This window comes from Paenibacillus sp. 2003 (genome assembly GCF_031455635.1).
Classification (GTDB): Bacteria; Bacillota; Bacilli; order Paenibacillales; family Paenibacillaceae; genus Paenibacillus; species Paenibacillus amylolyticus_B.
Map to the genome: position 1 here is coordinate 178007 of NZ_JAVDTB010000003.1, position 24949 is coordinate 202955.

Sequence of the window (24949 nt, forward strand, 5' to 3'; positions counted from 1 at the left end):
TGGAAAAACAAATGACGATCAGTCTTGCCAAAGGACAACGTATTGACCTGACTAAGACGAATCCGGGCCTTACCCGTGTGGTAGTTGGTTTAGGTTGGGACACGAACAAATATAGTGGTGGAGTCGATTTTGACCTGGACGCTTCGGCTTTTTTGTTGTACGAAGATGGAAAAGCCAAAGGTACGGATGACTTTGTTTTTTACAACAATCCAAGCGGCGGTGCGGGTTCAGTGACACATACCGGTGACAATCGTACGGGTGAGGGTGACGGCGATGATGAGCAAGTTGTCGTTGACTTCAGCAAAATCCCTGCGCAAATTCACCGGATCGGTATTACGGTAACCATCTATGATGGAGATGGACGAGGGCAGAATTTTGGACAAGTCTCCAATGCTTTTGTTCGTGTTGTAGATGCTGCAAGTGATCGGGAAGTGCTTCGGTTCGATCTCGGAGAAGACTACTCTACAGAAACAGCAGTAGTGTTCTGTGAGTTCTACCGTGCAGGTGCGGACTGGAAATTCCAGGCGGTAGGCAGCGGCTTCACAGGTGGACTATCTGCTTTATGCAAAAATTACGGACTGGATGCACAATAACTTGGCATAGAAAGGTGATTCTGCTATGGCGATTTCTGTCGTGAAAGGCCAGAAGAGTGATCTGACCAAAACCAATCCAGGCTTGTCCCGTCTAACGGTAGGCATTGGTTGGGAGGCAGCCTCGGGTGTGGAGCTGGACACATCCGCATTCCTTCTGGGTTCAGACAATAAAGTGGCTGGAGATGAGGATTTTATCTTCTATAACCAGCCCTCTACCGCGTTTATCACGTATATGGATGGTGGGCAGGTTAGCGGTGAGAAGAAACAGTTCGCCATTGAACTTGGCAAAATCCCTGCTCGAATTGAGAAAATCGCCTTCAGCCTGACGATTCATGACGGTGAAGCACGACGCCATCATTTTGGACAGGTTCAGCATGGTTTTCTACGGTTTGCCAATGCAGCTACAGGTCAGGAAGTGATGAGATATGATCTGGGAAGCGGTTTTACAGTGGAGACCGCGATTGTCATTGGTGAATTGTATCGCCATAACGGAGAATGGAAGTTCAATGCAATAGGATCGGGTTTTGCAGGAGGTTTGAATGCACTCTGTGCTAACTTTGGTGTGGATGTGGATGGTGGATCAGACGCTGCGCCAACCACATCAACCGTTCCCCCGACAGCTGCACCGACTCCACCACCCCCGGCACCCGCACCAGAACCGACGCCTGCTCCTGTCAATTCGATCAATTTCAGCAAAATTGAATTGAAGAAGAAGGGCGACACCATTAACCTCAAGAAAAATGCGGGGGGACTTGGTGAAATCCTGATTAACCTCAACTGGAATCAACAGGGTAGCAAAGGGTTATTTGGTCGCAGCAAGAGTGTGGATCTGGACTTGGGCTGCCTGTTCGAGATGAAGGATGGTACACGAGATGTGATTCAGGCATTGGGACAGACGTTTGGTTCACTCAACCGTTTCCCTTATATTGCACTGGATGGGGATGACCGGACGGGATCGGTTAAGACCGGAGAGAATCTACGGATTAATGGTGCCCGTATCTCGGAAATTGAGCGCATCTTGGTATTCACCTATATTTATGGTGGTGTGGCCAACTGGTCTCAAGTAGACGGTGTGGTAACCATCCAGCAGAAGGACGGCCCGGATATCATTGTCCGAATGAATGAATACGGGAGCCCGCTTGGCATGTGTGGCATCGCGATGTTACGCAATGTGAACAATGAGACATTCAGTATTGAACGAATCGTGCAGTTCTATAATGGGCATCAGGCGTTGGACGAGGCTCATGATTGGGGAATGCAGTGGGTTGCGGGAAGAAAGTAATCATTCGTATTTATTGAATATATAAACGCTGTATCGGTCAGCACCATTGCAAGGATACTGTTGACCAACGTTATCCTCGATAATAGACCATCAATCCCTCCAGACTAAGGAGGGATTGGTTTTTATGCCCCGACAGCTGGAATCAACTATTGCAGATTGGCTATTGCCAAAGGTGCGAGGAGGAGACAATCCTGAAATATTTTAACTTTTTGAGTCTGGAAGAAGAAGATACTCTATTTTTCTCTTCACCCGTCTCGTTCAATCACCGGACTTCCAAAGATTTACTGGCATATGCTGTTGGGGCTGCTTTATATATGCCCGCGACGCGCACACATATCGCGGACGACATTATGAATGGTAAACATGAAGGTCTGACGACCATTATTATTGATCTGGAGGATGCTGTGGGTGACGACCAAGTGGAGTTTGCCGAGCAGTGTCTGGTACAGCATCTAACTCAACTGATGACTTATATGGAGACAGGCATGCTGAGTCAGGATCAAATGCCTCTTCTGTTTGCACGTGTACGTTCACCACAACAGTTGGAACGTCTCATTGATACGTTGGGAGAATTGGTGTGCATGCTGACAGGCGTGGCATTGCCCAAGTTTTGTGTGGGCAATGGAAGAGCCTATTTTGACCAGATCCGCAAGTATAATCAACAGAAACCGGATCATTATCCCGTTCTCTATGGAATGCCTATATTGGAAACGGCTTCAATTATATATCGCGAGACACGTTGGGAGACCTTACTGGGCCTTCGGAACATCCTCGATGAAAATGTTGAATATGTGCTCAATGTACGCATTGGTGCGACCGATTTCTCCAGCCTTTTTGGACTACGCCGAAGCCCGGAATTGACCATATACGATATCGCCACGATCCGTGACTGCATCTCCGATATTATCAATCTGTTTGGACGAATGGACAAGCCGTATGTGATCTCAGGTCCTGTCTGGGAATATTTCAGTCAGCGGGAGCGTGTGTTCAAACCTCAATTACGACAGACTCCTTTCGAAGAAACCCTGGGTAAATCAGGGCTGCATCTGAGAATGAAATATATTACGAACACAATGGATGGATTGATGCGTGAAGTCATGATGGACAAGGAAAATGGAATTGTAGGCAAAACGATCATTCATCCTTCTCATATTAAGCCCGTACAAGCGATGTACGTTGTTACACATGAGGAATATTCCGATGCCCAAGACATTATCGCCCGTAATGACGGTAGCCTTGGTGTGTTCAAAAGTAATTACTATAACAAAATGAATGAGATTAAACCACACTTGAGCTGGGCGAATCGAATTCTAATCCGATCACAAATATATGGGGTGTTACATGAACAGCAGCATTTTGTCGGGCTCTTGCCCAAGCACGAACAACAACATAACTACGTTCCCAATTCTTGATCAATTCAGTCTGAACGTTCAGGTTACACATAACCCGCTGCAACTTCCACTAGAATCTCTATTTTCCATGGCTGCACGAATCAATAAGAAACGTTCATTTCTGTTTGTAAGCAGACTGCTGGGCAAGCACATCCCGGTTAACCCGTATACCTCGCTTCTGAGCGGCGCAGCATTAGCTGTTCTGTTATATGAGCACCTGACTGAAAAGACGGAAGAAACGAAAGTTCAGATCACCGAGTGGAAACGGGAAATGGTCGAAGGATTGATTGATCCCCAGCAAGCCCGGCAAGTGTATAACATGCTGTTGCAAGAAGGCTTGAGTTTGCCGGAAACGATTCGTTTTGTTGGTTTTGCCGAGACCGCTACAGCGTTGGGTCACAGCATGTACGAGATGTTTGCTGATCAAGCTTCCTATATTCACACCACTCGCGAATATGTTCCAGCGATGCATCCAGATATTCAATTTGAAGAAGAACATTCCCATGCGATGGCTCATCGTTGTTATGCGCTGGATCATGAAGCCTTTGCAGGAGAGGGCCCGATTGTTCTGGTGGACGACGAGATTACGACGGGCAAAACGACGTTGAATATCATTCGGGATATTCAGGCCAGATACCCCCGGAAGCAATATGTGATTGCTTCGCTGTTGGACTGGCGTACGGAAGCGGACGAGAATCGATTTGCCGAACTGGAAGCTGAACTGGGAATTACCATTACACCGTTAAGCCTGTTGAAGGGCCGCATTGAAGTGGTGGGTACTCCACAGTTGGAACCAACACAGCAAGATGAGCAGCTATCCCGTCCTGCCGTAACGCTTCAAACCTCTACCGTTGCCGATGCCTTCGATCAGCTGCACGCTACTTCGGAGGATGGTGAAGGTAAACGTAGCACAGCGAGCTACGTCCAGCATACGGGCAGGTTTGGTATGCAATCCCGGCATAATGGCATATTGCGCAAGGAGATTAGCCGAATTGCAGAGAGACTTCGGTCGCAGCGTAAGGGAGAACGGACGTTGGTGATGGGAACAGGGGAGTTCATGTACATTCCAATGCGTGTTGCTGCCGAGATGGGAGAAGGCGTGTTGTATCAATCCACTACCCGCAGTCCAATCCATACACATCCGGCTCCAGGATATGCTGTTAGTAGTGGTGCTGGATATGCCTCACCGGAAGACGCATCCGTTCGTAACTTTATCTATAACATCTCTCCAGGACAATATGACGAGATTTTTGTTCTGCTGGAGAGACAGATGTCCGAAGAACGAATGGAACCGATGTTGAAGGTACTGGGACAGTTGGGATGTGGACACATTCATATCGTATACTGCGGCTTGCCAGAGAAGACAGGGGACAACGAGCAATGAACTTAACTACACTGGAGCTTATCAGACAACGTGAGATTCCGTCTCCCGAGCCGATGGGCAGTTATGCTGCATCGGACGTTGTTTTCCTACTGAAGGATATCAGCCATGTGGATCTGGAAAAGGGAACGGGTGAACGGGAGCAAGCGATCCAATCCGGGGTTCATTATTCGGAGATGCTGCCCGTGGAATATCAGCCCACAGCAGAATACATCGAGCTGTTCCATCAGACGTTGGAACAATCCGCTGCAAGAATCGCGCGTCATACCGCTATTGTGGCTGAGAAGATTGTAGAGCGCAGGGGACTGAATCTGGTGCTGGTATCTCTGGCTCGAGCCGGAACGCCTGTGGGCATCCTGATCAAGCGTTATATTGAATTGAAATACAAAGTGACGATTCCGCATTATAGCATTTCAATTATTCGTGGCAAGGGTATGGACGAGAACGCAATTTTATATATTTTACAGCAGCATGGTCTGGAAACAGCCATTCAGTTTGTAGATGGTTGGACAGGAAAAGGGGCTATTCGCAAAGTGCTGAAAGAGTCCTGTGACCAAATGGAACGGACTTACGGTGTAAGCCTCGATGATGATCTTGCCGTGTTGGCCGATCCGGGGCAATGCTCAGGCACCTTTGGGACGAGGGAAGATTATCTCATTCCTAGCGCTTGTCTGAATTCCACTGTCTCTGGACTGGTGAGCCGTACAGTACTTCGCGATGATCTGATTGGGCCGGCAGATTTTCACGGGGCCAAATGGTATCGTGAATGGTCCTCTGCGGATGTGTCGACCCAATACGTGGATACTATTGCTCAGCATTTTCCGCAAATGATGGACCTGGCGGAAATTCAAACGGAGGACAATGCTACTGGTACTTCGGAAATTACCTGGAAAGGCTGGCAGGATATTGAGTCCATCCAGCAATCCTTTGGCATTACGAACATTAATCTGATCAAACCTGGAATCGGAGAAACAACACGGGTGTTACTGCGCCGTGTCCCTTGGAAGATTCTTGTGGACCGTCTGGATAATCCGGATTTGCAACATATCATGATGCTCGCCAGAGACAGAAATGTGCCGGTTGAGGTATATCCGGGACTAACCTATTCCTGTTGCGGTATTATTCAATCCCTGGGAGGTGGAGGAGAATGATGATCTACGCAAGTGATCTGGACCAGACGTTGGTGTACTCCCGTCGTGCGCTCCGTATTCCCGAAGATACACCGGGACTTGTTCCCGCAGAGTGGATTAACGGCAAGTTGTCCGCTTTTATGTCAGCATATGCACTGGAGCGGTTGCAGTCTTTGCCACAAGACATTGTATTTATGCCTGTGACGACACGTACCGTGGAGCAGTACCGACGTATTCATATTTTTCAGAACGAATGTATCCCGAAATATGCAGTGACGAGTAATGGTGGCAACATCATTGTTGACGGTCAGGTAGACGATGAATGGAATCTGCATATTCGTTCTTTGCTTCGTCAGCAGGCAGCTGCTCCCGAAGAGATCCTGGATTTATTTGACGATGTACTGAGCCCGGAATGGGTGATTAACCAGCGATTGTGTGATGAGCTGTTCTTTGCATTGCTAATCGAACGTGACAAGCTTCCTATGAAGCGCATTGCCGACAAGATTCGGGTGTTAGAGACGCTTGGATGGGAGAGTTCGATTCAGGGGCGGAAGCTCTATCTGGTGCCTTCGGCCGTGAACAAACGAGCTGCAGTGGAGCATATTAGGCAACGCATTGGCGATGTGCCTGTGATTGCTTCGGGTGATTCCTTGCTGGATCGTTGTTTGCTGGACTTTGCGCACCACGCCATTGCTCCGTCTCACGGAGAGTTACATGTGGAGAGACAGCGTGTACCTGAGCAGGTACCGTATCAATTTACGAAACAATTCGGTGCTTTTGCAGCAGATGAGATTCTCGATTACGTTCACCGTATTCATAACGATCAACAGACCCAGATAGACCATGCCGAGATAAGGGAGACCGTATAAATGAAAAAAATGAAGATTTACTTCAACCGTTGGTTCTCTGTAACGTATCATTATATGAATGCGATTCGGGACAATGAGGACGGCATGGAATTTGAGATCTACGGTACTCATCCTGATCCGGGACACATGGCATTACAGGGCTGTGATGTTGCAGAAGTTGAACCGCGTGTAACGGGCAGGGAATATGTTGATTTTTGCCTCGACTTTTGCCGCCGTCATCAGATTGATGTATTTATTCCACGCTGGAACATGCTGGACATCAGCAGACATATCTCCCTGTTCGAAGAGATCGGTACACGGGTTATCGTATGCTCGGACACGGAATTGCTGGAACAATTGATGGAGAAAGACCGGTTCTATGAATCGGTGCGTGAGAAAGGCATCATGGAGATTCCGGATTATTTCACGGTTAGTAATGCTGCACAATTCCAGCAAGCCTATGAGGCGCTGCGTGCACGTGGACATGATGTATGCTTCAAACCATGTAATGGTGAGGGTGGTATGGGATTCCGAGTGATTAACAATGAACGTGATCCGTTGCAGGAGTTGTTCGGATATGCGCTTAACTCGATTTCATATGAAGATGCCCTGCGTGCGTTCTCTTCTGCTCCGTCCTTTCCCAACGTCATGGTGATGGAGGTACTGGAAGGATATGAATACAGCATTGATTGTCTTTCGGATCGCAATGGGAAACTATTAACGGCTATTCCGCGTAGAAAAGAAAGAGGACGTTTGCGCTTGCTCGAAGAAAACGAGGAATTGCTGGCGATTGCCCGCAATGTGGCAGAGGTATATCGGATTCCTTATAATTTTAATATACAGATGAAATATCGCAAGGATACACCGAAGCTGCTGGAGATTAATCCGCGTATGTCGGGTGGGTTGCATATGTCTTGCCTGTCGGGCGTGAACTTCCCGTATCTGGCGGTCAAGTCTGCACTTGGCCATGATATTGGACCACTTCATCCGAAGTTTGGCATACTGGGAAGTCATATCGAACAGCCATTTATAATCGACGTTCAGAAGGTAAGCGGAGTACACCACGTCTAGCTGAGAATTTCCCTCAACATTGACACCTTCTGGATGGTTTTTTTACAATACGGATGAGAGGTTATTCAAAAAGTCCACTTTTGATTACGAATAATGCCTTACGGCATCATCAGCATCGAATATGAAATTCAGCCGAAATAAGCGGGAGGCTTACGAAGTATGTTTCCTTTGGATACATTGTGGTTGCTCACGTAGTTTTCCTACGCTCCGCTACTCCATTTCTATCTTCATTCCATCTTCTCGGTACTGAAAACAAGACTTTTTGAATATGCACTTTATGTGTTGTTAAGGCAGGAGGACAAGTAATGTTACGGAAAACGAAGATAGGTATAGGCGCATTGGTCGGTTATGGTCTCGCGGCCATCTCGAGTCCCTTTCTACCGGATGTCATCACGTGGGCAATTCCGGCACTGGCAACTGTGGTCGGGGGACTGATTCCTTCACGATCCACGTCACGTACACAGGTTCAGGGTTCGTCTTCAGCCCCTGTACCCATTACAGATATCGGAAATGAACCATCCCGCTTGAATGGTGGACAAGCACCGAGCGCAGTGCCAACAGGGGCAAGAGAAGCTTCTCTGGTACAGCCTCATTCGAGCTCCACTCCCGCACAACATGCGGGCTCAGAACAAGCGAAGCCTTCCCGCACCGAACCAGATCCTGTATTTGATCCGGTGATTGAATACCTGGAGGTTCTGGAGGACATGATCATCTCCGAAGGTCAGAAGAACGAGCTGGATAATGAGATCGTGGAGAAATCACTGGCTTTGTTTGCCCGTCTGCAGCGTGTGATTCCTTCTCTTCAGGAGCTAAACAACGGGGATATCAACCATACGGTGCGCAGACTTATTTTGAAAGACCTGAACGGGTTTATTAATCCATTTCTACGTTTAAGTGGAGAAGCCAAACGCAATAATCGGCGTATGCTTCTGAATGGTCTTCGAGACGTGGATTCCAAGATATCGGATATTGTATCAACGATTGAACATAAAGACTTAATGGAGCTCCAGAACAAAGCGGAACTAATACATCAACGGTATAACAGCTCTGAATTATAGGAGGGATTGGCATGGCAACGGAATGGGCTCAGTTGAAGCAGGAAGATGAGCAACGGATTAACCAGGAAGCAACGCAGCTTATTCAGAAAGTGTCCCAAAGTGATCCGGCTCATCTGGATACCTTAATGGATGATATCGGCAAGTTGGGCGTGAAAACACAAGAGAGAGCAGGACAGACTCTCAAGCTGCTTGATCGTCCAGTCAATGAACTGATGTCCGGGAATCGGGCAGAGGTATCCAACATGATCCTGAAGCTCCGTGATGAATGTGAGAGTTTGCAGCAGAGTAAAAATGTGAGTTTTGTCGGGAAGTTGTTACGTAAAAGCCCGCTGAAAAACTATGTATACCGTTATCAATCCGTTCGCACGAACATTGATGCCATCATTAACGGGTTGCGGGATGGCAAGGACAACCTGGAAGAAAGCATCGTGAACATGCGTCAATTGAAACGTTCTTCGATTCAGGAGATCTACAATCTGCAGACCAAAATCTCTTTTGGTAATCAATTGAAAGCATTGTTTGAAACCGAGATCGCCAAGCCTGAGAACGAGAATCGTAAAGCACATCTGGAGCGTGGGTTGCGCAAAGTGGTAACACGTACCCAATCCATGACAGAGATGATCATGCTGTACAATCAGGCGATTGCAGCTACCGACATCATTAATGATAACAATGACAAGCTGATTGATTCCGTTAATAACGCCATTGATAAAACAGCAAATCTGATCACCGTTTCGGCCATGATTGCGATGGCTCTTAATGATCAGGAGAAGGTTATTTCCGCTGTGGAAGCTACGAATAAGACGATTGAAGATCAGTTCAAGGAGAACGCCAGATTGTTGAAGACAACAACTGAGAAAACGAATGAACTGTTGTCCAAACCGGCCATGTCCCTTGAAGCGGTCAATCAGGCGATGGGTGATCTGATGTCTGCACTGGATCTGTCCGAGCAGTCTAATCGCCGGATCATCGAGAGCTGTAATGACTATACCAACAAGATGACAACACTTAACGCCAAAATGAGTGATCGACTGGGTCTGGAAGGGCCGAAAGCTGCTGCCATTCCGGAGAAAAATAAACCGGATTCCAGTGCATTAGGATCTTTCCTGGATTAGGGTAATAGGGCGAGACTCGCTGCATAAGCCAGGAGATTGCTAGATGTATATCTTTCTACGAGGGACGCCGAGTGCGTCTCTTTGTTTCATTTGTTTGATAAAATGAAGGTAAAATCTGAGGGGATTGGACGCTGCATCCATTTGACGGCATACTGATCCAAAACCGTGAAATGTGCAGTCTGATTGTATCAGAGCTGCTCCGTAACAAAGACTTTCATGTCATGTTGGCGTTTATGGAGGGACTTGGACCGGAAGATGCTGAACATCCAAGCTCTGATCCTGAGATCAGAGCTTTTTCTTTGTAGTATACCTTGCAGTGGTCTTCACTAATTTACGGTCATCGTAGAGGCGCCGGAATCTTCAATGTGTACCTTGACCTCAAAGGTTACAGGCACGGAAGTAAAAGCCTGATCCCAATTGTCTTTCAACTGTTCCCACAGACCGGGATGCTGAATTCGCAACGCCTGGCCAAAATTGGCCACCTCTACTTGCATTTTCTTCATTTTAGATATCGTGTGCTGTGCCAGATCCTTTATTCTGTCTTCGATAATAGCTGCTTCTCCGACCAGTACCTGACGGTCCATTTTCTTTTTATCCAAACCGAAGCTTTCGGAAAGACGACCGACCGACGATATAGTGACGTGAAACGAAACCTCGTTCTTATGAACGCGAGCCTTGATATCGCTTTTTGCCGATTTGATCTCATAAACGAAATCACGATGGGAGCGGGAGTCTGTACCCTTTACAACACCGCCTGTCAAATCTCCCTTAATCCATTGCAATCCCTCAACATCGGTTTCATTCAAGTATCCCGCGTATTTTTGCGTCTTCCCTCTGATTACACCCGCACCGGAAAGTTTGATGCCTTGTTTGATTGTGATGACATTAGGCAATACGAAGCTGGACTTCGATTTCAGCGGGCCAATCACTTTGGCCAGAGAAACCGGCTTAACAAGGCTGCTGTTGTGACTGCGGTTGTCAAAAAGATCTTTCAGCATGAAGGCAGGAGTTTTTCCCGATACCATTTCCTTGAACACATCGCTTGCTGTACCGGTACTTATAACGAGCAGAATGCTCAGCCGAATGTCGTTATCGGCTAAATAAAAATCCAGCAGTTCTTGCATGGGAACCTCCTGAAGCAATTCCGAGCTAATGACAATGGTTTTAAGGTGAAAGCCCGCAGGAGACTGATTGCTGAGATAGGATTTCCTTGTCATTTCCATGATTGAAACGCCCAGCTCTTCTTCATTATAAAACTTGTTTCCCTGTGAAGAAGAGCCCAAACTGCTTTCAGCTTCCGGAAGGATGAACTGAACAGTTCTCCGGATCTGTTTTTTCGGAGGCGGCTGGTCTGTTTCCTCGGCCGATGTCTCCGTTTGCTGCGATACCGCATCCAATGCAATACCGGCTTCCAGATTCCGTTCTTCAATGGGTGAACTGCTCCAGCAACCTGCAAGCAGTACGCAGCCAGCGATCATGGAAGTGGACAACAGGCGATGGCTCCACGTCTTCATGGCGAGTTCACCCGCCAACGGGCAATGAGGAGCAGAAGAAGAGGCATTGACGAGAACAGGATCATATTGGCCCTCCCAATGAATTGCCCCAGAGCGAAAACTTCATTTATGTTCTTGGGCAATTGGGACAGGATGCAGATAACGGGAAGAATAAGAAACAAACTTTTCTTATAGGGAACTTTGAAAATGTGGGATATGCCTAACGCAGCGCAATAAAAGACAATCGTAAAAATGGAAAAAATCTGTATGATCCAAATCGCGAGCAGCAGGGATTCGAAACGTTCCAGCAGGAGGTCTTCGACTTCCACGCTGCGGGCGAGATCAAAGAAAGGCCAGGTACGTGTAGGCACGCCTTCCAGAGAGAAAACGCCAATACAGATTATCACTGCAACCGTATAGAAGATGACGGCAAGTCCGATTCCCCATGCCATGGTTTGATAAGCTTTCTTGGGTGCTTGCATTCGGCACAATATAAACAGGAAACATTCGCTCCCACTGAAGGCGAGTGTGGTGGATGGCATACCTTTCATGATCGGCATCCATCCTTTTGCACCAACGGGACGGAGGTTGTTCAAGTCGAAAACAGAAAACCCTAGCAAATAGATAAGAATAAGCACGGTCACTGATATGGGGATAATAATCTGGCACAATTTTCCGATTGTGCTGATGCCTTCCATGCACAGATACAGGGATATCCACACAAACCAAGCCAAAATGGCCCAGCCTGGCGTACCCTCCAGCAGAAAGAAGGAGGCTACTTCTTCCATGGACCTCATCTCATAGCTGGCCAGATGAATGTAATACAGCACGACAACAAGCCCAATACATTTTCCGATGATTGTGCCTGTAATCTGCTGCACATATTCGTAGAAGTTGAGGTTTTGGAATCGCTGGCTGAGCAGGATCATAATGCAAGCTGTACCGAAGTTGAATACTCCTCCCAGAATGACCGATGCCCAGGCATCAACAGTGCCGACTTTATTAACAACTTCCCTTGGAAGGGTAAACAACTCCGCACCGATCATAAAACAAAGAATTAGCCCCAGCGTCTGTAATGTGGTTAGCTGATTCGATTCGGGCATTCCGGCTGTCATAATGAGATGCTCCTCTCCGTTAATTGCTGCGCTTGGGGTCCTTGGGCTTAAGCACCCCGGGACGATATTTCATAAATTGCAAAGGCACACGAATCATGTAGTCTTTCCAGTCTCTCAAGGATTGGGGTACAGCCAGATTCACATAAGAGATACCGAAGCTTTTCAGCTTGAGCATATGAACGACCAAAAATAAAAAAGACATGATTACGCCGTACAATCCGAACATGGCAGCGCTGAACATGATCGGAAAGCGCAGCAGACGCATGGATAGCCCTGCGCTGTACATCGGCACCGCAAACGAACAAATGGCCGTCACGGAAACGACGATGACCAGAATGGGGCTGACAATACCCGCATCCACCGCGGCCTGTCCAATGATAAGTCCGCCCACAATTCCCATGGCAGGACCAATAGGTTTAGGAAGACGAAGTCCCGCTTCACGCAATACTTCGATGGCGCCTTCCATGATGAAAGCCTCGATTAATGTCGAGAAGGGGACGCCTTGCCTTGTCCCGATAATGGATACAACCAGCTTGGTTGGGATTAGGCCAGGATGAAACGATATAAACGAAATGTACACTGCTGGGGCAAAAAGGGAAATTAACGTGGCTACAAAACGTAGGATACGAATCAGGGAGCTGGGAAGCCATCGTTCATAATAATCCTCTGGGGACTGTAACATCATGGCATAGGTCACCGGCATTAACAGCGCATAGGAAGATCCGTCCAGCAAAATGGCTACTCGGCCTTCCAGCAAGGCACCCATAACCCGGTCAGGGCGTTCAGTATTTTGAATCTGTGCAAATGGACTCAAAAAATTATCCTCGATCAGCTGTTCCACATACCCGTTCTCCAGCACTTCATCTACCTCAATCGTTTTTACGCGGCGTTTCACCTCTGCCACAAGGTCTTCATTGGCAATATCCTTAAAATACGTGACCATCAGCTGTTTCTGAACCCGTTTACCGACTTGGTAAGACACCATGGCAAGCCGATGGCTTTCCCCGTGTCTGCGCAGCATGGCCGTATTGTCGCTTAAGGTTTCCGTAAAGCCGATTCTGGGTCCGCGAAGAACGGCTTCCGAGACAGGTTCTTCTACAGAGCGAGTTTGTCCACGAGGGCTTCCCAACAGCAGGGCGCCTGGCATGCCCTCCATCAACAGCATGATGGAGCCGAATAAGACCTTGCGTAACGCTTGATGGACATCGACGACCCAATCGGTTTCCGAGATCAGCAAGACCTGCTTCACGAGGTAATCCTCCACCTTTTTATTCTTCCAATGCTCATCCTTTAAGGGTTCGTTCGCCCAGTCCAATAGGGGCTTTAATACATTCTGATCCAGTCCAGGTTTGTCGGTCAGGCCGTCCACAAAAAAAAGCACGGCTCGGGCCTTCACGTTTTCGAGATAAATGGACCTTTCTTTGATATCATCCATATCCAGAGCCACTCTTTTGAATTTGTCGAGATTCAGCTCATAGTCGCTGGTATAATGCAGCCCCCCTTCATCCGATTGCTGCCGGGTCTGACCCAGGTTTAATCCGAGTTCTTCTTCGGCTACCATCTCCTCTAATTTTTGCCTTCTTTGACTGTACCGCCCGTCAAATAGCTTAATTCGTCGTATGACAAGCAAAATGAGTAAAGGTGTAACAGTGAGAAAAAGGGCTTCAGCGATCGTACTCCATTCGGGTATGTGGTTCAGAATGAATTTCCACATATTGAGGCCTCCATTTCCAAAACAACCATTTTGTTTATATCATTACCAGAGATACCTAAATAATGTATGGGCTGTCGCGCAACTTTGCGGATTTTCATGTGAGCCATTCGAAGCCTGGGCATCCGGCTCCGTATGTTTGTTGCAGATCGATGTTCCCTGGTAGCCCATTTCAGGTTAATAATGAGAAGGTAGAAGATATTAACGATTTGGTGGTGCAAAATGCGATATAATAATCGTATTGGGTGCGTGAAGTTTTACATAAATTTAACCAAAAGAGATTAACGGAGCTGGCTGCGTGGACACCAAAAAATGAGTCACGATAACAAGCCCTCCGAGCCGGAGGAATGCTTATGATCAAGCTGTTGTACCACCTGAAGAAGTACCGAGTTGCCGCAATTGCAGCCCTGGTCATGATGTTAATTGAGCTGACGGTTGAGTTGGCTCAGCCTTACTTGATCTCCAAGATCATTGATAACGGGATTCAGCAGGAAGACCTGTCAGTCGTCTGGTTGTGGGGCGGCGTGCTCGTGGGCAGTGCTGTTGTGGCTTTTGCTGCCGGAATTGCAAGTTCGTTCTTTGCATCCCATGCGAGTTTGGGGTTCGGATACGATCTGCGCGAGAAGTTATATGAGAAAGTGCAAACGTTCTCTTATGCCGTATTCAATCGTTTCGCAACGTCGTCTCTGATTACGCGATTAACGGGGGATGTGACCCAGGTACAGGACACCGTCTTTATGAGTCTGCGCTTCATGACACGTGTGCCCCTGGTGGTGATTGGTAGCATGATTATGGCAGTGATCGTGAACCCGAGGTTAGGTCTGCTGCTGGTTGTCATGGTGCCTGTACTACTCATTGTTGTGGTGTGGATGATCAAAAAGGCAGCGCTGCTGTTCCGCAATGTGCAGCGCAGACTGGATGCCGTCAATGGAGTCATCCAGGAGAATCTGACAGGCATCCGGCTGATCCGTGTTTTCGTACGGATGGGCCATGAGATTGAACGCTTTGCCGGATTCAGCGGCAAGCTGATGAAAGGCACAATCTCCGCGCTGCGCCTGACGGAGACCACGATGCCGTTCATGCTGCTTATGATGAACGTTTGTATCATCGCCGTGTTATGGTTTGGACGAGTCGACATTGCCTCCGGTAATGCAACCGTGGGTGAAGTGGTCGCCGTCATTAACTACCTGCTTCGCACAATTGGTGCCATGTCTGCGTTGTCATGGATTCTGGTAACCTTCTCGAGAGCAAGCGCTTCGGCGCAACGACTGAATGAAGTGTTTAATACGGAGGATACATCGGAGACTGAACAGACGAAGTCGTTATCAACGTCTGCACCATCTGCTGGATCTATGAAATCTTCGCATTTTCCGCAATCTGTATACCCAGCGAAGAAACAGCGGGCTGTGCAGGGAGCGGTTGAATTCCGCAGTGTGGGCTTCAGTTATCCGAATAGTGAAATTACAGTACTGGATAACATCACATTCACGGCAAAAGCGGGGGAGCGCATTGCCATTATGGGAGCAACTGGCTCAGGCAAATCTTCACTGGTGCAGCTTATTCCCCGGTTATACACAGAGGATCAAGGAAAGGTACGGATTGATGGTGCTGATGCATCAGAGCTGGATCTGTCCATGCTGCGTGGTGCGATTGGTTATGTGCCTCAGGAGGTTGTCCTGTTTACCGGTTCCATACGGGAGAATATTGTCTGGGGTCAGGAAGATGCTACCTTGGAGGAGATCGTGGAAGCCGCGAAGCGCGCGCAGATCCATGAAACAATTGAGAATTTACCAAACGGTTATGATACATTGCTCGGTCAACGGGGAGTGAATCTCTCCGGTGGACAGAAGCAGCGACTTTCCATTGCACGAGCACTGGTACGTAGACCAAGAATTCTGATTCTGGACGATAGCACAAGTGCGCTGGATGTAGCTACGGAAGGCAGACTGCTCGATGCGCTGGAGGAATTGTCGTGTACCACGTTTATCATCACCCAGAAGATCAGTTCAACCACTTCGGCGGACCTGATTCTACTGCTTGATGATGGACAACTCATTGGGCAAGGAAAACATGAAGACCTGATGGAGTCGTCAGAGCTGTATCGTCGAATCCATGAATCACAATACGGGGAGGGTGCACAGCATGTTCAAAGCATTCATTGAGCCTTTCCGTCAGCCGCCACCGCCGATTGATCCGGAGACGTTACGATCAGGTGGTGGTCGCAAACCCAAGGCACGGGCGAAGAACTGGTCAGGTACGCTAGGTCGGATCTGGACCTATCTGGCACGTCGCAAGGTTAAGCTGTCCATGGTACTGTTGATGGTGTTTGCCAGTTCCGCACTCGCTTTGCTAGGCCCCTACATGGTAGGAGTGGCCGTAGATGATTTCATCGCGGGTGAAGCCGGCTCAAGCTGGACTCGGTTTCTGATTGGATTAACCGCAGTGTATGTCTTGTTCTCTCTTACATCATGGTTACAAAATATATGGATGATCGAAATTGCACAGGAAACCGTGTTCCGCATGAGGTATGATCTGTTCTCCCATCTGCACAAGCTGCCGATTCCATTCTTTGGTAAACGCCAGCAGGGGGAGATTATGAGTCGGGTGACCAATGATATCGAGAATGTCAGCGGTACGCTGAACAGCTCAGCCATCCAGATTTTTTCGAGTGTATTAACACTACTTGGGACATTTGGCGTTATGCTGTGGCTCAGTCCGCTACTGACCCTGCTTACCTTTATCGTTGTGCCTTTGATGGCCATTGGTATGCGTTGGATTACGCGCAGAACGGGACCTCTCTTCAAGGAGCGGCAGCGCAATCTCGGTGAACTTAACGGTTATATTGAAGAGACATTATCCGGGCAGCGGATCATTAAGGCATTCTCCCAAGAGGAGCGTGTGATTCGGGGTTTTGAGGAACGAAATACCCGCATCCGGATTTCCGGTTTCTGGGCACAGACGATCTCCGGTTTTATCCCGAAACTGATGAATGGATTGAATAACCTGAGCTTTGCGATTGTGGCAGGCATCGGTGGTATTCTGGCGATCCAGGGTTCCGTTACGGTCGGGGTGATTATTATCTTTGTGGAATATGCCCGTCAATTCACCCGTCCGCTGAATGATCTGGCGAACCAGTGGAATACGTTATTGTCCGCGATTGCGGGGGCTGAGCGCGTATTCGAGGTGCTGGACGAAGATGAGGAAGCGAAGGATGAAGGGGCAGCGGTATCTCTGGACAAGGTAGAGGGAGCGGTTCGTTTCGACAAAGTATCCTTTGGATACGATGAAGGACGTAACATTTTGCATGACATCAGCTTTGAAGCCAAACCGGGTGAGATGATTGCCCTTGTAGGTCCGACCGGAGCAGGGAAAACAACATTAATTCAGCTTTTATCCCGTTTCTATGATCCGACAGGTGGCACATTAACGGTAGATGGTCGTGATATGACCACCATTCGACGTGAGAATCTGCGGTCTCATATGGCGTTTGTGCTTCAGGATTCATTCCTGTTTCAGGGTACGATCCGGGAAAATATTCGGTTTGGCCGTCTGGACGCAACGGATGAAGAGGTGGAAGCAGCCTCCCGGCTGGCGAATGCCCATTCCTTCATTGTGAGAATGAAGGATGGATACGACAAAGTGCTCCAGGCCGACGGAAGCGGCATTAGTCAGGGACAGAAGCAGCTGCTCGCCATTGCCCGGGCAATTCTGGCGGACCCTTCCATCCTTGTGTTGGACGAGGCGACAAGCAGTATCGATACTGTTACGGAGATTAAAATTCAGGAAGGGCTGCAACGTCTGATGCAGGGACGAACCAGCTTTGTCATTGCCCACAGGCTGAACACGATCCGTCAGGCTGATCGAATCCTGGTGCTGAAGGATGGTCATCTGTTAGAGCAAGGATCGCATGATGACCTGCTGGAACAAGGTGGTTTCTACAGCGAGTTGTATTACAGTCAGTTGCGTAAGAAGGCGCAGTAGTCATTTGGGATAATATGTGAGAAGTAATAGAGGTTTTATTTTACAAAAAAAGAGCAGGGCTGGGGGCACGAAGCTCCTTACCTGCTCCTTTTTGCATATTGGTTTGAAGCATAAATGGATAATGGAGCCATGACGATATGTAAGCAGATGGATATAATGGAATAAGTTCATTTTTAAGGGAGGTCAACAGTGAATTGAAAAATGAAAAAGTCGCACACAGGCTTATTTTCTTCAATATCATCTATGCTATTACGCTTTTGCCGTATCCTTTTATATTGATAATGGGTCTATACACATATGTCTACAGTCAGTCGAGTAATCACCCATTGTTGGACATTATAACATCAGGCCTCATGGCTACGTATCCAATTGGTGTGTTAGTCTCGTTTATTTGTTGGGCGTTCTATCATTCCGGCAAATACAAATGGGCTGTAGCAACTGCCAATTTATTTCTGGTCTGGTTAGTTGCTTTTCTAATCGTTATCCTTATTTCTGACTATATTATGGCTTTCTTTTTGTTCAATGGACAGGGTAGTGAAGTAGCAATAAAGTAAAATGATTCTTATGGGAAAGATATGCTTCATACTAATGAAGTGATGCCTTAAAAGAGAGGAGGGCAATGCGGAATGGAATTCAAATTTGGGAATGCTGCTCTTCTTCTTCCCCCTTTACACATTATGATTATCGCAATAATTATTCTTTTCTTTCTGGTAAGGTGGAGCAAGCAATTAGAAACAAGGCGTTTTACGGTTTTCTTTTATTTTTTGATTAGTACGTTCATTACTCCAATTTATTCTCAAAGTACAACAAAAGGTGTCTTTGAGCTATGGATTCCTTTAGGATTTATAGTGATTTTCTTTTATTTGATTCGCAGCGAAAGAAATCATCCATCTAAAATGAAAGCAAGTATTCTAGGGTTTTCCATAGCCTTATATCAGTTAATTCTTCAATATATCGGATAACGGGATGGGACAGAATAGTTCAATAAGAACAAGTAAGCAATAGGTTGAAAACAAAAGAGCAGATCCTGATCACAGGACCCGCTCTTTCTCATTTAACTTCCAATAACTTTCCAGTTATTAGCCTGTTCAACCGTTAACGGTTGATGTCTGCGAATATAATCCTCCACCAGTGCGGCCATGTCCGTGGCACCTTCATGCAGTACCTTTTTGCCCGGGTACATTGCATAATCCCCGCCGCCAGCAGCACGGTAGCTGTTCATCACCACAGAGTACATGCCATCCATATCCATTGGCTTGCCTTCACGTTCCAACTTCACAACTCGACTGCCTACAGGTTGGGAGATATCCAGCTCGTATTCCATGCCAGCCCACATATCGTAATTATAATGTTGGGGTTTGGGTTCCATATAAGCCGGATTGACTGCCACCTCACCAGAAGCATTCACTTCAAAGTAACGAGCCGTTTGTTCCAGTGCCTCCCGGATATCCTGACCACTCAGCTCCAGCACCGTCAGCGTATTAGGATAGATGAAGTTGGATAACACGTCCCGAACGGTGATGTGACTCCCGAAACCGCGAGCTTCTTCACTCAGCATGGCGGTATTGGAGAGCTGCGCTCCAGTCGCTTCCATCTGCACTTGATGTACAAAAGCAATGAATGGATGTGCCTTGAGTCGCAGGGCCGTAGCATTGGTGATGGATAAATCCCCAGCCACCTGGCCAATGGGTTGATCAAGCCATGCTTGTGCCTCAGTTTCCAGATCATCTGTCAGTTTCATGACGGTTGCATCAGGTTCAATCTCATTATGTTCATCCAGAAGTAACAATCGAGCCTTCTTATCTGTAATCTGCCATTTCCCGCCCGATGATTGTTCCAACTGAACGGATACATGCCCCGCACCATTTCCGCTGAAGCCCGGCTGAATGACTGTTACACCATGAATATTAGCGGTAAGCTGACGATGCTGGTGTCCGGTAAGCAGCACATCGATACCTTCGATGTCCCGGCAGATGGCATAACCTAGATTTTCTCCAGTTAACCGTTCGGTGGGCTCGCCTGTCTCCAGATCACTCTCGAATCCGCCGTGATAACTGACAACCATTACATCTGGTTGTTCATGCTCATGGATATAGTTAACCCATGCACGAATAGTCTCTAAGGCATCAAGGAACTGTAACCCCTCAATATTTTTCGGATGCTCCCAGTTTGGAATGTAATGCGTAGTTGCGCCCAAGAGTGCAATTCGGACCCCGGAGGAGAGTGTCTTGATCAGATAGGGAGGCCCGAAGGCTGGTAGACCTGCACCTGGTGGAAGATCTGTCCGAGATTCTGATCCATTGGCACTGTCGTGCTCACCATGAACAATATTGGCTGACAGCCATGGGAAATTGGAAGCGCCAACTGCTCCGTGCAACAGATTCTGACCATAGTTAAACTCGTGATTGCCCATCACCGCCGCATCATAACCCAGTTCATTCAGTACTGTTATGAATGGATGCACTTCGTTGTTGGAAACCTGTGAAGCTGCATAGGAGGCCAAGGGTGATCCTTGCAGCAGATCCCCGTTATCCACCAGCATCAATTCAGGTGCACGTTCACGTTCCTTACGAATCAGGGAAGCCAGCAGGGCAAGTCCAGCCGGGCGGTAGGCGTTGGTATTGTAATGAATGGGACGGATGGCCCCGTGCAGATCACTGGTGAACAGAATGTCGAAGCTTGCCGTATGGTTTATGGATGTCATTTTACAATCTCCTCTAATATATAAGTTCAGATATATGGAATTACCATAAAACGGAGAAGACAGAATAGGCTGAAGAACCGAAGTATATGCCGTTATCTCCGATGTTCTTCCTAATATCTTCAACCATAATGAGCCTATTCTAACAGATACAAGTCCCGCTGACAGCCTGACAGGAAACTTTACAAAACTCCAAATTTCGTTTCACATCGCGCAAATATTTGGCAATTATAGTAGACAAGTACTGAAAAATAGAAACTCTTTGGAGGGTGTTCGTTTGAAGAAGTCTGCTTTATTTTTACCATTGTTGATTTTGGTTCTGTTTCTGAGTGCTTGTGGGTCTAGCAGTACAACAGGTTCGGCTAACGGGGATAATGCGAGTTCGAATGCATCCGGTACGTCTACGGCAGAGACAGAGAAAGCTGTCGAAGGTTATGTGCCAACTGAATTGACGGTTCAATTTGTTCCTTCCCAGAATGCAGATACGCTTGAAGCCAAAGCGAAACCGCTGGAGAAGCTGCTTGGTGACAAACTGGGCATTCCGGTAAAAGTCAGCGTATCCACCGACTACAACACAATTATTGAAGCAATGGCTTCCAACAAAGTAGACGTAGGTTTCTTGCCTCCGACAGCTTATGTACTGGCTAAAGAAAAAGGCGCTGCACAAGTTATTCTGCAAGCACAACGTTTTGGTGTTAATGATGAGACTGGAGCTCCTACAGAGCAACTGGCAGATTCATATAAATCCATGTTCATTGTAAAAAAAGATTCTCCGATTCAATCCATCGAGGACCTTAAAGGTAAAAAAGTCGCTTACCAAAACGTAACGTCTTCCGCAGGTTATGTATGGCCAGCAGGTCTGTTGCTGGACAGAGGGATTGATCCATTAAAAGATGTAACACCTGTAACGTTGAAAGGTCATGACCAAGGTGTTATCGCTGTATTGAACGGTGACGTTGATGCAGCAGCTATTTTCCAAGATGCCCGCAACACGGTAGCCAAAGACTACCCGACTGTATTTGAAGATACACGTGTACTGGCGTTCACTGAGCCTATTCCTAACGATACCATTGCCGTTCGTACAGACATGAATGCAGATTGGACTGCGAAGATCAAACAAGCCTTCATCGATATCGGTAAAGATACGGAAGGTCACCAGATCATCAAAGAAATCTATACGCATGAAGGTTATGTAGAGTCCGATGATAGCAAGTTTGAGATCGTTCGTCAGTATGGCGAAAAAGTGAAAGGTGAATAATTCTGATCCAAAAGTAGTTCGGGATCTGTTCACTTTGTAGTAGCTTTCTTGGATGGGAACAGCTTAATCGTAGCAATGGACAGGCCAGTTCAGCGTGATCTACGCTGCGCTGGCTTGTGCCATTATAGCAAGCACTTAGGTATGGTTGATCATTATGAATGAAAGAAGGATTATTGCCATGATTGAGCTTCATAACGTTACCAAAACTTACGCTAACGGCACCAAAGGCCTGGATAATATTAATCTGAAATTTGAGCAGGGGGAATTCATTGCTGTAGTGGGTCTGTCGGGTGCGGGTAAATCAACTCTCCTGCGATCCATTAATCGGCTGCACGACATTAGTGAGGGCGAGATTCTGATTAACGGAAGTTCCATCACGAAGGCGCAAGGCAAACGGCTACGCATGATCAGACGTGACATCGGCATGATCTTCCAGAGTTTCAATCTGGTGAAACGGTCCAGTGTACTTCGTAATGTACTCGCTGGACGCGTTGGATATCATTCCACCATGCGTACCATTCTGGGTCGTTTTCCAAAAGAGGATATTGAACTGGCATTCACTGCGCTGGATCGTGTGAATATCTCGGAGAAAGCTTATTCCCGTGCAGATCAGCTGTCTGGTGGACAACAACAGCGTGTGGCTATTGCCCGTGTACTGGCACAGGAAGCAAAAATCATTTTGGCCGACGAACCGGTTGCTTCACTTGACCCGCTTACAACAAAACAGGTCATGGATGACCTGAAACGCATCAATCAAGACCTTGGGATCACGACCATCGTCAACCTTCACTTTATTGATCTGGCGAGAGAGTATGCGACCCGTATTGTCGGATTGAGAGCAGGCGAGGTCGTATTCGACGGTCCGGTGGAAGAGGCAACGGATGAGCGCTTTGCAGAAATATACGGCAGACCGATTCTGGCTGACGAATTGTTGGACAAGCAGGCTGTGCATGAGCAGGGAGAAGTAATGGTATGAAGGGGCAGTCCAACGTTCCATTTCAGAATTCAGGCGGAGTGGGGAAGGAACCTGGTTCCAGCCCGGCTCAGGTTGTGAATCGCCCAAAACCGCCTGGGCGTACGAAACATCTGCTCACCTTAGTTATCATTCTGCTCTTATTGTGGGCAAGTGCGAAACAGACGGATGCCAGCTTTACGGAGTTGTTTGAAGGTTTTCCCAACATGTTGGATCTGCTGAAGGAGATGTTCCCACCCCGGTGGAGTTACTTTGATAATATCGTGCAAGGCATGCTGGAAACGATCCGAATGGCCCTGATTGGGACAACCATTGGTGCGATTATTGCGATTCCGGTCTCGATCATCTGTGCCGGTAACCTGATGCCAAGTCGCTGGATCTACTATCCGGCACGTTTTCTGCTGAACCTGATTCGGACTGTGCCGGATCTGCTGCTTGCTGCTTTGTTTGTCGCTGTGTTTGGTCTGGGACCCATCCCCGGAATCTTGGCACTGGCTGTGTTCTCGATAGGTCTGATTGCAAAGTTGACCTATGAGACGCTGGAAACCATTGATCAGGGGCCACTGGAAGCGATGACGGCTGTTGGTATGAATCGGATTCAGCTCATTGTATATGGCGTGGTGCCGCAACTGGCTGCCCAGTTCACATCGTATGTGCTGTATGCCTTCGAAATTAATGTACGTGCTGCTGCCATTCTGGGACTGGTGGGAGCCGGAGGAATCGGGCTCTATTACGAGGCCACACTTGGATTCCTGGAGTATGACAAGACCAGTGTAATCATTCTGTTTACCCTCGTCATTGTTCTAATCATTGATTATGTAAGTACTAAGCTGCGGGAGAAATTGCTATGATGAAAAATGAAACAAGCCGCATCCGGCCTAAACCACGGAAGAACCCACTTCGTTGGGTCATTGTGTTACTGCTGATCCTTGTGTATGTCTGGGCGCTTGCTGGTGTACCGTTTACTGGTTTCAAGGAAACCGCTGCTCAGATTATGAAGGCCATTGTAGCCGGGATTTTCTCACCGGATTGGGATTTTGTATATTTGCCTGAGGGGGAAGACCTGCTGCGAGGACTGCTGGATACACTGGCGATTTCCGTGCTGGGTACCGTAATCTCGGCTGTGCTCTGTATTCCATTTGCCTTCTGGTCTGCCCGTAACATGAGTGGGCATCGTTCCATCTCGGGCGCAGGTAAAATGGTACTGAGCTTTATCCGCACGTTCCCTGAGATTATCATGGCCTTGTTGTTCATTAAGGCAGTAGGTCCCGGATCGTTTGCAGGCGTACTCGCCCTTGGATTACACTCCATCGGCATGTTAGGCAAATTGTACGCGGATGAAGTTGAGAATATCGACTATGGCCCATCTGAGGCGCTGCTTGCCTCCGGAGCCAATCGCATGCAGCAGTTGTGGTTCGCCATCCTGCCGCAGGTTATGCCTGGATTCCTGAACTATACGTTGTATCGTTTTGAGATTAATGTACGTTCCGCGACCATACTGGGTGTAATCGGGGCAGGGGGGATTGGTACACCGTTAATCTTTGCACTTAGCACACGGAACTGGCCGCGAGTAGGTATTATCCTGCTGGGTATAATCGTGATGATCACGATTATTGACTTGATTTCGGGTTATATTCGTAAGAAGCTGGTGTAGAGTTAATGTGGAGCTACGAATATATTAGATGATAAATTAAGATAAGTTGATAGAGGAAGAAGAGAGGGCTATTCGGTGCCAGAATATTGGCAGGGATAGTCTTTTTTTGTGTCTGCAAAAAAACAACGGTGCATTCTTGTTGCTCAGCTAACCGTCGAGGAATAAGAATGTTCAAAGAATATGCATCACAATGA

General features: G+C 47.6%; 20 protein-coding genes. 16 read left to right on the forward strand and 4 right to left on the reverse strand.

Translation table 11 applies throughout. The features are described 5' to 3' along the window. The first annotated feature begins 11 nt into the window (after positions 1 to 11). The 9 genes from J2X75_RS16315 (at position 12) to J2X75_RS16355 (ending at position 9869) form a co-directional block, all read left to right on the forward strand. Positions 12 to 593: a TerD family protein gene (locus J2X75_RS16315; protein WP_310337909.1), complete on the forward strand. Its 582-nt coding sequence runs from the start codon at positions 12 to 14 to the stop codon at positions 591 to 593. 25 nt (positions 594 to 618) lie between these two features. Continuing rightward, entirely contained in the window at positions 619 to 1875 is a 1257-nt protein-coding gene (locus J2X75_RS16320; RefSeq protein WP_310337910.1) for a TerD family protein, read from the forward strand. A 191-nt stretch (positions 1876 to 2066) separates the two neighbouring features. After that, positions 2067 to 3287, forward strand: coding sequence for an HpcH/HpaI aldolase/citrate lyase family protein (locus J2X75_RS16325; RefSeq protein ID WP_150366329.1), 1221 nt, complete (start codon positions 2067 to 2069; stop codon positions 3285 to 3287). Between the two features lie 67 nt (positions 3288 to 3354). Next, the gene (locus J2X75_RS16330; RefSeq protein ID WP_397383873.1) at positions 3355 to 4650 is read left to right on the forward strand and encodes a phosphoribosyltransferase family protein; all 1296 of its coding nucleotides are present in this window, start codon (positions 3355 to 3357) and stop codon (positions 4648 to 4650) included. Then, positions 4647 to 5798 carry a cysteine protease StiP family protein gene (locus J2X75_RS16335; RefSeq protein WP_310337915.1) on the forward strand — a complete coding sequence of 384 codons (1152 nt, stop codon included), beginning with the start codon at positions 4647 to 4649 and terminating at the stop codon, positions 5796 to 5798. The genes J2X75_RS16330 and J2X75_RS16335 overlap by 4 nt, the downstream gene beginning before the upstream one ends. After that, positions 5798 to 6646, forward strand: coding sequence for an HAD family hydrolase (locus J2X75_RS16340; RefSeq protein WP_310338502.1), 849 nt, complete (start codon positions 5798 to 5800; stop codon positions 6644 to 6646). Before J2X75_RS16335 ends, J2X75_RS16340 begins: the two co-directional genes overlap by 1 nt. Further along, on the forward strand, positions 6647 to 7696 hold the full coding sequence (locus J2X75_RS16345; protein ID WP_124117250.1) for an ATP-grasp domain-containing protein: 1050 nt from the start codon (positions 6647 to 6649) through the stop codon (positions 7694 to 7696). A 305-nt stretch (positions 7697 to 8001) separates the two neighbouring features. After that, positions 8002 to 8754 (forward strand): hypothetical protein, encoded by a 753-nt coding sequence (locus J2X75_RS16350; RefSeq protein ID WP_307539514.1) that lies wholly within the window; start codon positions 8002 to 8004, stop codon positions 8752 to 8754. 11 nt (positions 8755 to 8765) lie between these two features. After that, entirely contained in the window at positions 8766 to 9869 is a 1104-nt protein-coding gene (locus tag J2X75_RS16355; RefSeq protein ID WP_036606281.1) for a toxic anion resistance protein, read from the forward strand. Positions 9870 to 10195: 326 nt separating this feature from the next. Here J2X75_RS16355 and J2X75_RS16360 read toward each other — a convergent pair whose 3' ends face one another. The 3 genes from J2X75_RS16360 to J2X75_RS16370 are packed head-to-tail and all read right to left on the reverse strand — an operon-like array spanning position 10196 to position 14191. After that, a complete protein-coding gene (locus tag J2X75_RS16360; protein ID WP_310337919.1) occupies positions 10196 to 11383 on the reverse strand; it encodes a Ger(x)C family spore germination protein in 1188 nt (395 codons plus the stop codon). Beyond that, positions 11380 to 12477: a GerAB/ArcD/ProY family transporter gene (locus J2X75_RS16365; RefSeq protein ID WP_310337920.1), complete on the reverse strand. Its 1098-nt coding sequence runs from the start codon at positions 12475 to 12477 to the stop codon at positions 11380 to 11382. The genes J2X75_RS16360 and J2X75_RS16365 overlap by 4 nt, the downstream gene beginning before the upstream one ends. Before the next feature lie 19 nt (positions 12478 to 12496). Beyond that, a complete protein-coding gene (locus J2X75_RS16370; RefSeq protein WP_310337922.1) occupies positions 12497 to 14191 on the reverse strand; it encodes a spore germination protein in 1695 nt (564 codons plus the stop codon). A gap of 350 nt (positions 14192 to 14541) precedes the next feature. Here J2X75_RS16370 and J2X75_RS16375 point away from each other — a divergent pair, with 350 nt between their 5' ends. From J2X75_RS16375 to J2X75_RS16385, 3 genes are all read left to right on the forward strand, one after another. Further along, positions 14542 to 16350: an ABC transporter ATP-binding protein gene (locus J2X75_RS16375; protein ID WP_310337924.1), complete on the forward strand. Its 1809-nt coding sequence runs from the start codon at positions 14542 to 14544 to the stop codon at positions 16348 to 16350. Continuing rightward, positions 16331 to 18169, forward strand: a complete 1839-nt coding sequence (locus tag J2X75_RS16380; RefSeq protein ID WP_310337926.1) for an ABC transporter ATP-binding protein — start codon at positions 16331 to 16333, stop codon at positions 18167 to 18169. The genes J2X75_RS16375 and J2X75_RS16380 overlap by 20 nt, the downstream gene beginning before the upstream one ends. Before the next feature lie 626 nt (positions 18170 to 18795). Then, complete coding sequence (locus J2X75_RS16385) at positions 18796 to 19131, forward strand: hypothetical protein (protein ID WP_310337928.1); 336 nt, start codon at positions 18796 to 18798, stop codon at positions 19129 to 19131. Between the two features lie 92 nt (positions 19132 to 19223). On the opposite strand, the gene J2X75_RS16390 is transcribed toward J2X75_RS16385, so the two are convergent. Then, positions 19224 to 20873 carry a bifunctional metallophosphatase/5'-nucleotidase gene (locus tag J2X75_RS16390; RefSeq protein WP_310337929.1) on the reverse strand — a complete coding sequence of 550 codons (1650 nt, stop codon included), beginning with the start codon at positions 20871 to 20873 and terminating at the stop codon, positions 19224 to 19226. A 259-nt stretch (positions 20874 to 21132) separates the two neighbouring features. On the opposite strand from J2X75_RS16390, the gene J2X75_RS16395 reads away from it, so the two are divergent. The 4 genes from J2X75_RS16395 to phnE (J2X75_RS16410) all read left to right on the forward strand — a co-directional run bounded on the left by J2X75_RS16395 (position 21133) and on the right by phnE (J2X75_RS16410) (position 24755). Next, complete coding sequence (locus J2X75_RS16395; protein WP_397383784.1) at positions 21133 to 22128, forward strand: phosphate/phosphite/phosphonate ABC transporter substrate-binding protein; 996 nt, start codon at positions 21133 to 21135, stop codon at positions 22126 to 22128. Positions 22129 to 22306: 178 nt separating this feature from the next. Then, positions 22307 to 23104: a phosphonate ABC transporter ATP-binding protein gene (gene phnC, locus J2X75_RS16400; protein ID WP_310337932.1), complete on the forward strand. Its 798-nt coding sequence runs from the start codon at positions 22307 to 22309 to the stop codon at positions 23102 to 23104. Then, a complete protein-coding gene (gene phnE, locus J2X75_RS16405) occupies positions 23101 to 23952 on the forward strand; it encodes a phosphonate ABC transporter, permease protein PhnE (RefSeq protein ID WP_307539468.1) in 852 nt (283 codons plus the stop codon). Before phnC ends, phnE (J2X75_RS16405) begins: the two co-directional genes overlap by 4 nt. Further along, positions 23949 to 24755, forward strand: a complete 807-nt coding sequence (phnE, locus tag J2X75_RS16410; protein ID WP_017690380.1) for a phosphonate ABC transporter, permease protein PhnE — start codon at positions 23949 to 23951, stop codon at positions 24753 to 24755. Before phnE (J2X75_RS16405) ends, phnE (J2X75_RS16410) begins: the two co-directional genes overlap by 4 nt. The last annotated feature ends 194 nt before the right edge of the window (positions 24756 to 24949 follow it).